13 protein-coding genes are annotated in these 13,398 nt (G+C 65.5%); all 13 read right to left on the bottom strand.

The genetic code is table 11. The features are described 5' to 3' along the window. Positions 1–98: 98 nt before the first annotated feature. The 13 genes from ACUCCZ_RS02725 to ACUCCZ_RS02665 all read right to left on the bottom strand — a co-directional run bounded on the left by ACUCCZ_RS02725 (position 99) and on the right by ACUCCZ_RS02665 (position 13,381). On the bottom strand, positions 99–656 hold the full coding sequence (locus tag ACUCCZ_RS02725) for an adhesin (RefSeq protein ID WP_277101963.1): 558 nt from the start codon (positions 654–656) through the stop codon (positions 99–101). Then, a complete protein-coding gene (locus ACUCCZ_RS02720; RefSeq protein ID WP_435917965.1) occupies positions 653–2,791 on the bottom strand; it encodes a PKD domain-containing protein in 2,139 nt (712 codons plus the stop codon). The genes ACUCCZ_RS02725 and ACUCCZ_RS02720 overlap by 4 nt, the downstream gene beginning before the upstream one ends. 338 nt (positions 2,792–3,129) lie before the next feature. Then, a complete protein-coding gene (locus ACUCCZ_RS02715) occupies positions 3,130–3,939 on the bottom strand; it encodes a tetratricopeptide repeat protein (RefSeq protein ID WP_435917727.1) in 810 nt (269 codons plus the stop codon). Beyond that, positions 3,936–4,886, bottom strand: coding sequence for a vWA domain-containing protein (locus tag ACUCCZ_RS02710; RefSeq protein WP_021105642.1), 951 nt, complete (start codon positions 4,884–4,886; stop codon positions 3,936–3,938). The genes ACUCCZ_RS02715 and ACUCCZ_RS02710 overlap by 4 nt, the downstream gene beginning before the upstream one ends. Next, the gene (locus tag ACUCCZ_RS02705; protein WP_435917728.1) at positions 4,883–5,854 is read right to left on the bottom strand and encodes a vWA domain-containing protein; all 972 of its coding nucleotides are present in this window, start codon (positions 5,852–5,854) and stop codon (positions 4,883–4,885) included. Before ACUCCZ_RS02705 ends, ACUCCZ_RS02710 begins: the two co-directional genes overlap by 4 nt. Further along, on the bottom strand, positions 5,845–6,351 hold the full coding sequence (locus tag ACUCCZ_RS02700) for a hypothetical protein (protein ID WP_435917729.1): 507 nt from the start codon (positions 6,349–6,351) through the stop codon (positions 5,845–5,847). The genes ACUCCZ_RS02705 and ACUCCZ_RS02700 overlap by 10 nt, the downstream gene beginning before the upstream one ends. Then, the gene (locus ACUCCZ_RS02695; protein ID WP_435917730.1) at positions 6,335–7,222 is read right to left on the bottom strand and encodes a DUF58 domain-containing protein; all 888 of its coding nucleotides are present in this window, start codon (positions 7,220–7,222) and stop codon (positions 6,335–6,337) included. Before ACUCCZ_RS02695 ends, ACUCCZ_RS02700 begins: the two co-directional genes overlap by 17 nt. Positions 7,223–7,224: 2 nt before the next feature. Then, positions 7,225–8,340: an AAA family ATPase gene (locus tag ACUCCZ_RS02690; protein ID WP_435917966.1), complete on the bottom strand. Its 1,116-nt coding sequence runs from the start codon at positions 8,338–8,340 to the stop codon at positions 7,225–7,227. A gap of 14 nt (positions 8,341–8,354) precedes the next feature. Continuing rightward, positions 8,355–9,242, bottom strand: a complete 888-nt coding sequence (locus ACUCCZ_RS02685; RefSeq protein WP_021105648.1) for an ECF transporter S component family protein — start codon at positions 9,240–9,242, stop codon at positions 8,355–8,357. Beyond that, positions 9,226–10,698 (bottom strand): ATP-binding cassette domain-containing protein, encoded by a 1,473-nt coding sequence (locus tag ACUCCZ_RS02680; protein WP_435917731.1) that lies wholly within the window; start codon positions 10,696–10,698, stop codon positions 9,226–9,228. Before ACUCCZ_RS02680 ends, ACUCCZ_RS02685 begins: the two co-directional genes overlap by 17 nt. Further along, the gene (locus ACUCCZ_RS02675) at positions 10,685–11,701 is read right to left on the bottom strand and encodes an energy-coupling factor transporter transmembrane component T family protein (protein ID WP_063279891.1); all 1,017 of its coding nucleotides are present in this window, start codon (positions 11,699–11,701) and stop codon (positions 10,685–10,687) included. Before ACUCCZ_RS02675 ends, ACUCCZ_RS02680 begins: the two co-directional genes overlap by 14 nt. Continuing rightward, positions 11,698–12,594 carry a hypothetical protein gene (locus tag ACUCCZ_RS02670; RefSeq protein WP_323463860.1) on the bottom strand — a complete coding sequence of 299 codons (897 nt, stop codon included), beginning with the start codon at positions 12,592–12,594 and terminating at the stop codon, positions 11,698–11,700. Before ACUCCZ_RS02670 ends, ACUCCZ_RS02675 begins: the two co-directional genes overlap by 4 nt. Positions 12,595–12,826: 232 nt before the next feature. Continuing rightward, the gene (locus ACUCCZ_RS02665) at positions 12,827–13,381 is read right to left on the bottom strand and encodes a hypothetical protein (RefSeq protein WP_063279889.1); all 555 of its coding nucleotides are present in this window, start codon (positions 13,379–13,381) and stop codon (positions 12,827–12,829) included. Positions 13,382–13,398 lie beyond the last annotated feature (17 nt).

The raw sequence follows: 13,398 nt of genomic DNA, 5'->3' as shown, positions 1-13,398 counted from the left end.
CTGTGGCAAGGGGAGCTCCCTGAAACTCGTGTCACCGTTAAGAATTGTGCACACTTGGCCGCATCCATCGGCACGTCTCACTGGGACAGTGTGGGGCGTCAAGAATGAGAGGACAAGGATAGTTTCGTAATGCCGAAAACGTAAAACCACACTGCCACTGTTATGAAAAGTATGACCGTTGAAGCAATGCTCATGCTAAAAGTAAAAGGGATTTCACTTTTCTTGAGTCTGATTCCGATATCACTGAGGATTAGCCCGGCACAAGGAAACACTGCCAACGGAAGCGGGTGCACTGCTGCTTCCATGTTGAGGAGAAGCTCATCATTTACAAGAGCAAAGTGAGTCGAGAACATGAGCACGCCAGTGAAAGTTGCCATGACGGCACCTATGATTTTGGTTTTGAGTCTCCGGTTCTTCGGGTCGTCGCACGCGTACACCTTCCGTTCCCACAATCCTGTGAGCCACCCAACCAGAGGGAAAATAAACGACATGGTAAATACGGGGGGGTACGCCTTGGGAACGAGAACTAGCGTTTCTCGTACATGAAGTATCCCGAATACCGTGGGCCAAGCCACACCGACGATGGTGCCGATGATGAGGCCGTTGAGTGGTGCGTGATGGTGCTGTTGTTTGGTTGTGTCTTTGTGGGTGGTCATCGTGGTGCCTTGGTGTGGGGGTCGCAGGCGTCTCCTACACCGTTGTGGTCGGTGTCGGTCTGGTCTTGGTTGGCGATGGTGGGGCAGTTGTCCTGGTTGTCGGGCACGCCGTCGCCGTCTCGGGTGACGTGGATGGGGAAGGTGAGGGTGTCACTGGTTCCGGTGGTGTCGGTGATGCGTAGGTGTGCCTGGTTTTTCCCCAGTCGGGTCAGGGTTCGGCTGATTTCGGGGGTGGCACTGTCGATTTCGTAGTGGCCGTCCCCGTCCAGGTCCCATTGCCAACGTCGGATGTGTCCGGTGGAGGTGTAGGACGAGGAGGCGTCCAATTCGAGGGGTTCACCTGCACGTACCAGGTTTTGCCCGATGACGTCGGCACGCATCCGCACCCCCGGCACCGATGCCACCTGCGAGACACCGGAAGACAGGCCATACATCCTCGGCGATTTGACCAAGGGACGCACCATCCCGGCAATCTTTTCATGGCCAATCACATTCGGATGAAAAAAATTTGGGTTATACCCGCCGAAAGGCGATACTACATCTGCATGGGTTTTCCCGTCGTCTCCGCGTTCTCCTGCCGTTTCGAGAATGCCGTTGATCCACCGATACTGGTTTTGAGGCCGTACGACAAATGGGTAAGGTTCGTGGGTGTTGAACAGGCTGGTGGTGGGGGCGTAGGCCACTTTGAGGGCATGGGTCTGGTTCCAAGCCTTGATGGTGGCGGCCTGCTTGGTGCGGAACTCGTCCTCGGCGGCCCGTACCTGAGTCGCAGGCACATCCGTGAAGGGGGCATCGTATCTGGCGGGGACGAGGTAGGGGTAGCCGATCAGGATGACACGGGTGTGAGCCGGATCCGCCAGTCGGTGCTGGATATGTGACAGCAATGTCACCGTGTTCGTCATCGTGGCACCAAGTTTCTTACGAGCTGTATCAACCATCCCGGGGCACCCGCCCAGCTTCTGTCTCTCAGCAAGACACATGTCGGCGACGTTGGCGAAGTTGAGGTCGTTGCCTCCGGCGGTCATGAGGACCACGCCGGTGTGGGGATCCATGGTATCGGCTTGGCTGATGATGTTGTGGTCTCCGGTGGCGATCTGGGCGCCACTCCAGGCTTTCACGTCGAGTTGGTAGGTTGTGTCCGTGCTTTTCTGGTTGAGCATGCCGGTGAGTACCGAACCGTAGTTCTTGGGGCTGCGATACGATCCATCGGCCGGATACCCATCTTTCAGGGTTCCGTTGCCTGCCGAGTACGAGTCGCCCAGGACGGTCATTGTCACCAGCCTGCGGGGCTGATGGGTCCCGATGGTGTCGAAGGACTGCAGACCACGCAGCACCGGTACCGCCTGTATCGTCGCCAGCATCGGGGAGTAGTATGCCGGGAATGATCCGTCAGGCCGCTGCTGGGCGGCAAGCCACTTCTGGCCGGCCACGGCCTGCGCCCTGTGGGCGGCATCCCCGGCCCGGTACAGTCCCGGTGCCACCCGCGTGGTCGCACGCACATTCGCACCGTGATCCTTTATGCCCCACCCGTCACCTTGCCGGTCGTCGTCGAGACGCTTGACAAGACTCGTGACAGCCTTCTGCTTGTCCGGAAACTCCACATGAGACAAGGCGGTGAGCATAACCCCATCGGTACTGACCAGTCCCCACATCCCCGCCGGCAGCATTGGGGTTGTCGTCGCATACTTGGTCACCGAGTCGAGCAGCTTCTGCGGGATGGGTTTGCCCAACCGCTCCAGGGCAATCATGTCCAACGCCTGACTCATTGGATACTCCTTGAACTGGGACTCCGAAGTCACCGGTTTGGCATAGTCGAGCCCGTCATAGGTGGTCGACTCACCAAGAGCCAACAGGGTGATCGTCACCTTCGCACATCCACCCACATTCGTCTTAGTGCAGTAACTCGGCCCCTGAGCCTTGATGGTGTCCTTGACCTTGGCGACGGTAGGCGAATCCTTCTTGCCCGCCGCCACCAACGCCAGAGCCCCATCCAACTGCGGCCCCAACTTGCCCTTCATCAGGTCGGCACTGTGACCATCGATGTAGTCGGCCGCCCTGCCGGCCTGGGCGGCATAGTCGGCAGGCCCAGACGTCTGAGATGCCTGGGCAGGAACCGCCCCCACTGCGCCTACCATCAGTGCGGCAGCCACCACCGGGCCCACCACACGCTTGCACGTCGTCGTTGCTTCTACTGCCATGGCCACTCCTTGATCGTGGAGCGTTCCGAGGGGAGCCACGGGGCAGCACAGGCGTGACATGCGTCGGTGCCGATCCGTAACCCTCGACGGAACCAGAAACCACTCCCCACCGGTGGCCTGGTACTCCGACTTCCACACGAAATGTGGTCACGGTTGCGGGACAGCGCCGGACTCCCACCGACTTCCCCACACCACCCGGGCATCAACCCCCATCAGGCTGACAGCGAACACAATACCCCACATGTATTGGGAAAGCTCCCCTCACCGCCAGGATCTCACCAGCCCTTCCGGTCCGGAACTCCCCCGGACGGCGGCGGTGCCGTGGGGCCACTTGACGTCTTCTGGGATGACCCGTCGTTCTGGGTGTCCCGCTTCTGCTCATTGAGGGCCTGCTGGTTTTTCGTCGACAGGTCCTTCTCCCGCTGCTGCTCGGAATCATTCCTACGCGACGATTCCTTGTCCTGCGACTGAGAACCCTGCATGTCCTGTTTCATCTCCTCATCGAGGCGTTTCATCGTCGTGGACTGTTCGGTCCTCTGGTCGTCCGAGGTCTGCCGGGTGTGGGACTGGGGTGCAGTGGTTCTGCCCTGGCACCTGAGCCGTTGCGCAATGTCCTTGGCCTCCCTCAACGTGCCGGCCTTGGCCGTGCCACGGTTGAGGTTCTGCATCGTCGCCGATTCCTCCATCGTCCACACCAGGTTCATGCCCACCCGGCACCTGTACTCCTGCGGTGCCTTGTCGAGTGCGATGCGAAGGTCATCCTCGGCGTCGGCGTAGTTGCTCTCGGCTGCTCGGGCAGTGCCGCGGTCGTAGCTGGCGATCCACGGCTCGGTGACGTTGAGCCTCATGTTCGCCCCGAAGTAGCGCTCGGCCTGGTCGTACTGTTGGGAGGTGAAGGCTCCGCTGCCGAGCCGGTCACACACCAAGGTGGCGGCGAGTCGACATGCGGTGAGCACGAGAACGGCGACGAGCAGCGCCGTCATCCCGATGGTGGCCCGGCGTGCCCGACGAGCCTGCCCGTGGCTCATCACGTCCCGCCGGGAGCGTCGCGGATCGGTCTGACGGGTGCGGCGGGAGCCTCTCATGGGACGTCCTTTCGTGCCCGGCGCAGTCGGCGAGCGCTCATGGTCAGTTGGGCGGCGACGTCGGCGGCAGCGACGAGGCCGAGGATCCACGCCAGGTCCGTGCCCGCGCTCATCTGCTCCTCATGGCTGGTGCGGTTCAGCGACACCTGGGGCGGGGTGAGCGTCCTGCCCGGTGACCGGGCAGCGAACGACAGACCCGCCTGACGAGCGGCGGTGGTCAGCGTGGCGTGGTCGGCGTGGGAGATGGCCTTGCGACCGTGGTAGGTGACGTCGCTGGAGTCGAAGGCCGAGCGGGCCATCGGTGCCCCCTTGGCGGTGCCGTAAGCGTAGATGGTACCGCTGGTCACCAGGGGTTTGAGCGCCGCAAAGGAGCCGGGTGCCCTGGTGGCCGTCTGCTCCCCGTCGCCCAGGTAGAAGACCATCCTAGTGGCCTGGGGTGCCGATTCTCGGGCCTTCTGCAGGGCTTCGACGGCGGCAGGTACCCCCACGCCGATGTCGGTGCCGGTGCCCTTGGTGTCCTCACGCCAGGTGAGGGAGTTCGCTGCGGAGACGATCGTGCCGGTGTCGGTGGTCGAGGCCACCGCCACGCGGGCCTCGTTGTCGAAGGTGACGAGCGTGAACCGGGCACCGCTGAAGGCCGAGGCGAGCTGCGCGATGTCGCGAATCGCCCCGGAAAGACGCGTCTTGCTCCCGTGGTCGCGGGCTGCCATCGAGGTGGTCGTGTCGACCATGAGAACGATGTCGGCGTCCACGGTGGAGTTCTCCCGTCCGGACTCACCGATCACGGGGTGCATCCCGATGAGTCCGACGAGCACGGCCAGCACGATGTCCAGCACCATCGTGGCGATCCTGCCGCGGGTGTGACGACTGCGCACCCCGAACCACACGGCGACGACGAGCAGGAGAACGGCAAACCCCACGGTGAGGGGGTGTGGGTGAAAACTCATCGTTCCTCCCGTCGCCGAGCAACCATGGCACCGAGCGTCCCGATGCCGACCATGAGCGCCCCCGGCCAGGGCCTGTCGTAGGAGCGGTGGGTGGCCATGGCCATGACCGCCTTCTTGGCCTGTGACTGGATGCGGTGGGCGATGTCTGCCGTATCGGCCTGCCCGTCGGAGGGGATCGTCAGGGTCTGGCCGTGGGTACGCAGTACCTGCTGGTGCAACTCGTCACCGGCCGCCCGGGCATCGAGATCGGTGTTCTCGGGGACGATGCCGAAGACCATGATGTGGCGTTTCACAGCCAAGTCGATGGCCTGGGGCAGGGTGTAGACCGAGGGGCCGGCGTTCATGTTGTCGGTGGCGAGTACGATGCTTCGAGACCGGGGCTGATCGAGCTGGTCGAACCTGCTGAGACAGGAGGCCAGGCCATCACCGACCAGCGACCCGCCCGGACCGTAGCGTACCCCGGAGGGGAGGTCGGCCCGGTCGAGCTGGTCCCTGGCCTGTTTCAACCCAGTCTTGACGATGTCCCGGTCGTGGGTGAGGGGAAACACCGTCACCGACGAGGAGTCGAACATGACGAATCCGATCCGGTCGTCGGTGATGCGATCGGCCAGCTGGATGTAGGTGTTGATGACCTGACGATCCACCCCCTCCATCGAGCCGGACACGTCGAGGCACAGCATGACATCACGGGTACGTATCTGACGATCGTCATCGTCGATCCCCTGCAATCTGGCGGCCACCAGACCGACTCCACAGGCCGCCACCGCCCAGCACACCACCTCGACCACCAGACAGCGAACGCGTCGCCGGGCGTGATCCCGGTAGGCGGGAAGGGCACGCAGTCGGTCGACATGTGCCACTGCAAGTCGCTCGATGCTCTCGTGACGGCGCAGCACCAGCCCGATGAGAACCGTCATGGCGACCGCGACGACGACGATCGGCCACATCCACCACCACATCAGGTCCATGAGCGCACCGTCCTCACGGCATCGGCCAGCAGCTCGTCGGTATCGACGCCGTGGCCCTTCGGGTCGAACTCCACCGCATAGCACCGTCCGACGACCGCGACGACCGGATCGAGCCGCGGGTCCTCCTCGGCATGGCGAGAGAGTTCGTCCAACCCCTCGTAGTCCAGGTCGCTGTCGCAGGCGAGCGCGGCGAACCTGCGCAGGGCCATGCTGATGTCTCGGCACACGGCACGGTCTGGCTCACCACGTCGACAGGCGTCGGCGGCGGCATCGAGATCTCGTAGTGCCGTGGCACGGATCGTCTCCAGCGTTGCCGGCCCCTCTGCCGTGGCTGCGACGTCGATTCTCGTCAGGACGCGACGACACCCCCACAGCACGGCTGCGACCGCGACCAGGCAGCCAAGGACCACCCACCACCATCTCGAGTCGTGTGAGACGGGCGGGTACAGGTCCAGCACGGGCAGCAGCCCTGGTGAGGCACTAGTGACGGGAGGCATGACGCATCCTCTCGAGGAGTCGGACGATCGCGGCAATCGAGTCGTCCACGTCGGCAACGGACTCGTGGACGATGCCGAGCCGGTCCAGGGTGTGGCCGCGGCGCCTGGCTCGCTCCTGTCGGGCGGCCACGGCCTGCTCACGCACCTGCCGGTCCCGGGCCACGAATCCCGGTACGGGCTGGCCACTTGCCTGGTCACGGGTCGGCACGGCGGCCAGGGCCGGATCGGTGAGGTCGAGATCGGACACCTCGATGGCGAGCACCTCGTGGCGGGCGCACAGACTCGCCAGGGCATCCACGTCTGCAGGACGGGGATCCCAGTCGTCCAGTACGACAACGACGATGCAGCGACGACGCAGCCCCGAGGCGGTCAGGTCGAGCAGCTCCACCAGATCGGGATCGGGTGCCTCCAGACGACATCCGGCGTCGAGCCCGGCGAGCATGTGCTCGATCTGTGTGTCCCGGTACGACGGTCGCGCCACGCTCGGACCGTCCTGACCGGGGGCCACGACGGTGACGTAGTCGCCCTGGTGGCACGCCACCCATGCCAGCACCCCGATCGTGGCAAGCACCACGTCGATCTTGGAGTGGGTGAGCGTGGCGGCACTGGCCAGCGATCCACCGGTCGGCACGACGAACGCGAGGGTGTGCCTGCGCTCGGCCCGATAGCTCTTGATGAGCAGCTCCCCGGCACGTGCCGAGGACTTCCAGTCGATGTCCTTGACGTCGTCGCCGGGCACGTAGGAGCGCAGATCGTCGAAGTCCATGCTGCGCCCCGTGGTCATCGACGCGTACTGGCCGTCGAGCAGACCCATGACCAGACGTCTCGGGTACAGCCCCAGGCGTCCTTGGACAGCTGTGAGGTACGCCATGGTCAGGGAGTGGGCACGGCGCCGAAGATGCCGTCGATGATCTCCTCGACGGGTACCTGGGTGGCGACGGCCTCGAAGGTGAGGATGAGCCGATGACGAAGGATCATGTGGCGCATCGCCCGCACGTCGTCGGGGATCACGTGGTCACGTCCGTGCATGAGTGCGTGGGCACAGGCTGCCTCGACGAATGCGATGGTGGCACGTGGGCTGGCGCCGTACTCCAGGTAGCGGGCCTGCTCCTGGGGAAGGTAGTCGCCGGCGTGCCGGGTCGCATGGACGATCTGGACGATGTAGTGCAGCAGGGACTCGTCCACGTGGACACGGCGCGACAGGCCCTGCAGCCACAGCACGTCGTTGCGGCTCACCACCGCAGACACGGTGCGTGACTCGAGCGCGCCGGACTTGAGGCGGCGCAACATCTCCACCTCGTCGGCCGGCGAGGGATAGTCGACGATCACCTTGAGCAGGAAACGGTCCATCTGCGCCTGGGGCAGCACGTAGGTGCCCTCCTCGTCGATGGGGTTCTGGGTCGCCAGCACGAGGAACGGGTTGGGCATGGGGTACGTCTTGCCCCCGATCGTCGCCTGCCTCTCCTGCATGGCCTCGAGCATGGCGGCCTGCGTCTTGGCGCTGGACCTGTTGATCTCGTCCAGCAGCACGACGTTGGCATGCACCGGGCCCAGCTCGGTGGTGAACGTGCTGCTGCCGGGGTTGAACACCTGGGTGCCGATGATGTCGCTGGGCAGCAGGTCGGGGGTGCACTGCACGCGCGAGAAACTGGCATCGACGGTGGAGGCCAGGGTGGAGGCCGCCAGCGTCTTGGCCAGGCCCGGCACCGATTCCAGCAGCACGTGACCCCCGCCGATGAGTCCGACGAGCAGTGCCGTGCGCAATGCCTCCTGACCCACGACCTTGGAGTCGAAGGCTCGCGAGATCGTCTCGACGAGACGACGTGCCCGGTCCACCTCTGCAGGGTCGATCCTCGACCCCGTCGTGCTGGACTTACCCCTCGCGACGGGCGTGCCGTTTCCTCCGGGCCCACCGTGCCTGCCGAACTCGCCACGTCCGTCGGGTTCGCCGCGGCGGGGACGGTTCCTTGCCATCCAGCCCATGTTCATGGTCGTCTCTGCGCTCACGCTGTGTCCTCCTGGTCCGTGAACCATGCCTTCGTCCTTGTCCTTGCCTGTTCTCGTCGCTCGAGTGCCTCGGAACTGATCGGTGTGCTGCGGCTTGTCGGGGCCTCGTCGGTGCGCCGGTCGGGACTGCCCCAGGCGGTGCGCAGCGCCCGGATCGTCGGCAGGCCGATGATGATGACGCCGAGCAGGGTGCACACGCCACGGGTGAGGTCGATCCCCATTGAGGTGCGCACCGAGTAGCGCACGAGCCGTTGGATCGTCTGCGTGCTCGACAGGCCGGTCACGAAGGCGTCGGACCCGTCCTGCCCGACGGTACCGGCCTCGTCGGTGGGCCAGCCGATGAGGTTGAGCATCACGCCCAGCACGGGGCCGCACAGCACGGCGAGTGGCCACGAGACCAGCCATGCCGGTCTGGCCGGCACCCGCACCAGCACCGAGCCGATGAGCCCGGTGAGCCCCCACGCCAGCATCTGTCCGGGCAGCGGCGCGTCAACCGTGCCCACCAGCATGCTGGAGACCAGACATGATCCGGCTCCCACGAGGAATCCTGCCGACGGCCCTGCCGACACCCCGACCAGGAAGGGCAGGATGAACACCGGCTCCACACCGAACACCCGCGGCGACATCGTCACCCGCACCAGCGAATTCACCACGACGAGGCACACCAGCAGCCCGACCCGCCAGACCCGACGGCCGTCATCGATCCATCGACACACCGCCAGCAGCACGAGACCGGCCGTGAGGAACACGGTCATCGCCTGGGCCTCGACGGTGGCCTGCTGTCGGGTCCCCGCTCGCATCGAGTCGATGAGCGGGATGGCGAGCCACATCCCGGTCACCACGGCCAGTATCGCCGTGACGATTCCACTACACCAGTTGCGCATGGGCCCAGCCTCCCTCCGCAACGGCATCGGCCCCCGGGACCAGGGTCAGATCGGTCGCCCTGACGACGTGACAGCCGGGGAACACCTGGGCCACCTGGGGTGGGCACGGAAGATCGTCCACCACGGAGCCGGGGCGTCCGTCGGCGACGACCTCGTGCTCATCGACGACCAGCACCCGATCGCACCATCGGGCCACCAGGTCGACGTCCCGACACGCCATGATCACGGCCGCCCCCCGCTGCCGCACCGCCTTCACCAGACGATCACCGCTGGCGGCGTCGACCGCCCATCCCGGGTCGATCCACAGCACGACCTCACCGCCTGCGCACGCCAGCACGTCGGCCAGCAGACGTTGCTGGCCCTCGGCGTGCTCGACACCGCGACGCGCACCCACCGGCCCCAGCACCTCGTCGGCCAGCTCCATGCTCGCCCCGACCGAGCGATCGGATCGGCGATCGACCAGCTCGCAGGCCCGCCGCACACTCGTCTGACGCAGCAGGGTGCGCAACAGACGATCGCCGGGACCAGACGGGTTCACCGTGGCAGCCAGACGACGTGCCACCCGATGCGCCTGAACCGGGTCGTGGGACACGACCCCCAGCACCTGACCGGCACGCACGTCAACCAATCTGCCGGACAGCCGCAGACCCGCCGGGTCCACGCGGGCGAGTATCGGCCCCTCGGACTGTTGCGGGTGGGCACAAGACATCGCGGTGACCGCCTCCGCGGCGAGAAGATCGCGGGCCTGGGCCGGATCGGTGAAGAACTGCTCACCCGATCGGGCAGCAATCTGCTGCAGGGGCGTCGGGGGCAGCTGGCTGGACGACCACGACGGGGCAGCCGTCTGCTGGACGTGCCCGTCGACGATCTCCACGACGCTGTCGGCCACTCCCAGGGCGTGTTCCAGGGCATGTTCGGCCCATACGACGATCCGACCCGCCCGGGCCACACGGGCGATGCAGGAGGCGGCACGAGACCGCCACATCGACGTCATGGGTGCCAACACCTGGTCCAGCAGCAGCACCGGCGCCTCGGAGGCGATGCCCTCGACCAGTGCCATGCGGGCCGCCACGCAGGCCGGCATCCGTGCCGCTGGTGTGCCGCACCACCGGGTGAGCCCCAACTCCTCGATGACGCTGCGCAGCTCGACGTCATGGGCTCCGAGACCCTCGAGGTCGATCACGCCTCCCAGCGGACGGTGCCCCACCATCGTCAGGAGGGGACGCAGCTCGGCACGACTCATCTGGTCGATCCGCCGCCCAGACAGTCGGACCACGCCCCGTCGGCGCACCACCTGCCGATCCCGGTACCCTGCGACGAGACGCAACAGGGTCGTCGATCCGCAGCCACTGCGGCCCGCGACAAGGGTGACTCCCTGCCCTGCCCACACACTGACGTCGTCCAGGATCCGGCCGACCCGCGAGACATCCACACACATCGACTCAACCTCGAGCACGTCGACCTCCAGCGTTGAACGTGACCGTCACGGCGACCGCACCGAGCACCACGGCGACACACAGCACGACGGGCATCCCGCTGGGCGTCGCCAACGCAGCAGCATCCCCCGTCCACCCCCGAACCAGCCATGCCACGACCGTTGCGATGACCGCAAGGACGAGGGCAACGTCCACCAGTCGCAGCCGCCCCACCCCGGGCAGCCCGTGCACCATGAGCACCACCAGACCAGCCAGCGCCCACAGACCGGCAACAGTCATCAGGGCACGGTCCCAGTAGGGGTCCACGGCGGCACCGTGCCACAGCGTCCAGCCCGTCATGGTCTGACGGACGCACGCCAGCAGCACGACGAGTGTGCCGGCCACCCCCAGCACCCGACACCAGGACCGGGGCGATCTCACAAGCCGGGCCTCCTCCCATCGATCCTCGATCTCGCGGCCACGATCGATGCCGTCGACCAGAGCCTGCAGACGCGAGGTGCGCAGGCCGCCGCGGCGCAGCCGGACCCGATCGGCCACCGCCACCGAGACGCCCTCTGCCATGCACATCCCCGGAGCCATCACCCGCGCCCCCCGGCCCAGCCAGCACATGGCCAGGTCGAGCCAGTCGTGGGCGGGGCGCAACTGCACCAGCACCGCCCCGGCAACCACTGCCACACACGCCTGCACGGCATGATTGGCGGCGTTCAGCGTCGGGCCGACGTGGACGACACCTCCGATCTGCTGGCTGCCGATCAGGATGGACGGCAACGTCACCACGATGCCGCCGGTGGTCGTCACATGACCTAGCACACCGGCCAGGAGCAGTGCCCAGATGACGACCAGCACCACGCAGATCTCGCGGACAGGCCGCCACACGGCTCGTCGGGGACCACCTGCCACCGTCGCGACCACGCACAGCGCCACCAGAGCCGTCAGTGACACCACGAGTTGATCTGCCATCCACGCCACGGCCACCAGCGAGACGACCCACAGCAGGGCCGTCAGGGGATGCACGCGTTTCATGCTCGTCCTCTCATGATTCGGCGTCCTCGCCATCCGGCACCGGCCATCGCCGCTGCGGCCACCACGGCTCCTGCACCAACGGCCCCCTGCACGATTCGGTTGCTCGGATGCCTCTCCTCGGCTCCTGCCAGACTCGACGCGCCCCTGTGGCGCGGTTCACGGAACGTGCCCTTGTAGGGGGCCTGCACGGGGTGGTCCGAGGGAACGACGTCCCAGCTGTGGACCACGATCAACCCGTCACCGCCATAGGAGGTCATCCGCATCTTGTAGCGGTGATGCCTCATCCCGCGTGGCAGCTGGTAGCCGATGTCGACCGGCTTGGAGGGGTCGTCCATACACACCTGGGCCGTGTCGGGGCTATCGAAACGCGCCTCCGCCCCAAGGCTGCCACTGCAAAAAGGCTCATCAGGATTAGTTTTCCGGGCCTTGGTCACGTTCACCCAGTGTCCCGCATCGTCCTGGTACTCGATCTGGTACGTCCCTGTCAGCATCGACCCGACGGTGCGTACCCCGATCGTCTGCCCCACGGGTTTCTCCAGTCCCCAGCCGTCCCCCAACACAGTCGGTTTCAACGTTCCGTAGGGCACGAAGCTGCCTGCCGCCCTGTCGAGGTTGTCCAAGGTCACATCATCGGGGCCTACGAAAACCCATGCGCTGGGAATCTTCGCCGGATCATCCTGAACGGTGGGGAACCCGAGTCTGGTGCCCACGATCCCGGTGTCCCCGACGACCACCGGCTTGTCTCCCACGACGAAGCGTTCCAGCTTGGTCAGCTTGCCGTGATCGTCGGTGCGCACGTAATAGGCCGCCAACCGCACCCGGGTGCCCGGCTTTCCAGTCACGTCGACCCCCGAATAGGACACCTCCCGTGCATCACCTCCATACACGCTCACGGTGCACTCATAATTGGGATCAGCACATAGCCGGCCCGAGACACCAGCATCCGCATGTGCCGCAACCGGCCACCAAGTTGCCACACCAGCAGTCACCACAGCAGCCACCCACGATACCGTTCTACGGGCCTTCACAATCCATCCCCTCTGCAACCCCAACCGTGCAACCTTTGGCATGACGGAAGGGGATCGGCGAGACCCCCAGACCTCGCCGATCCCCTTCACTACTCACTTACTTCTTGACGGGGGGATTGATCGACGGAATCCTGTTTCCGCCCAAGGTCACGCCCACCCACGTGCCAACGCCTTGCTTCGGCGGGGCCCACAGATCCCAGTTCTTGTTGGACTCACTGGCCCAAGAGAACATCCAGTAGGCATTCTTGCCCTGATCGTCGTGAACACCATTGACCGTGTCGATGAAACCCCCCTCCGGGGAATAGGTGATTCCCACCGCCTTGAGCGGCTCGGTCCGGGCATCACCCTTGGGATTAGCCCAGGTGCCACCCACATTGCACCGCACCAAAATCCGCGAGTCCTTCGCACCAGCTGGCCAGTTGCCCTCCACAGCCGGCTTCTGGTGGCTCGGATCATCCTTGAAGTCCACGACGACCGTCTGCCCCTCATTGGCAGCGCAGGCCCCATCATGCCATCCCGGTCCGGAGGCTGGCCCAGCCGCCTGGGCCGCCCCCGTCCCGGTCACGGCACCAGCGGCCAGCAGCACAGCAACCAGCGGGCCGGCGATCCGTCGGCTCATCGTCGACATTCCCATCTTCTTCTCTGTCATCATTGCATCTCTTCCTTTCA

The organism is Cutibacterium nasicola (genome assembly GCF_052654715.2).
The sequence above is the reverse complement of the archived record's forward strand: the minus strand, read 5'-3'. Positions and strand labels throughout refer to the sequence as shown.

Coding starts and splice junctions, on each gene's coding strand:
- ACUCCZ_RS02725 (WP_277101963.1), bottom strand. CDS start 656: ATGACCACCCACAAAGACACAACCAAACAACAGCACCATCACGCACCA.
- ACUCCZ_RS02720 (WP_435917965.1), bottom strand. CDS start 2,791: ATGGTAGGCGCAGTGGGGGCGGTTCCTGCCCAGGCATCTCAGACGTCT.
- ACUCCZ_RS02715 (WP_435917727.1), bottom strand. CDS start 3,939: ATGAGAGGCTCCCGCCGCACCCGTCAGACCGATCCGCGACGCTCCCGG.
- ACUCCZ_RS02710 (WP_021105642.1), bottom strand. CDS start 4,886: ATGAGTTTTCACCCACACCCCCTCACCGTGGGGTTTGCCGTTCTCCTG.
- ACUCCZ_RS02705 (WP_435917728.1), bottom strand. CDS start 5,854: ATGGACCTGATGTGGTGGTGGATGTGGCCGATCGTCGTCGTCGCGGTC.
- ACUCCZ_RS02700 (WP_435917729.1), bottom strand. CDS start 6,351: ATGCCTCCCGTCACTAGTGCCTCACCAGGGCTGCTGCCCGTGCTGGAC.
- ACUCCZ_RS02695 (WP_435917730.1), bottom strand. CDS start 7,222: ATGGCGTACCTCACAGCTGTCCAAGGACGCCTGGGGCTGTACCCGAGA.
- ACUCCZ_RS02690 (WP_435917966.1), bottom strand. CDS start 8,340: ATGAACATGGGCTGGATGGCAAGGAACCGTCCCCGCCGCGGCGAACCC.
- ACUCCZ_RS02685 (WP_021105648.1), bottom strand. CDS start 9,242: ATGCGCAACTGGTGTAGTGGAATCGTCACGGCGATACTGGCCGTGGTG.
- ACUCCZ_RS02675 (WP_063279891.1), bottom strand. CDS start 11,701: ATGAAACGCGTGCATCCCCTGACGGCCCTGCTGTGGGTCGTCTCGCTG.
- ACUCCZ_RS02665 (WP_063279889.1), bottom strand. CDS start 13,381: ATGATGACAGAGAAGAAGATGGGAATGTCGACGATGAGCCGACGGATC.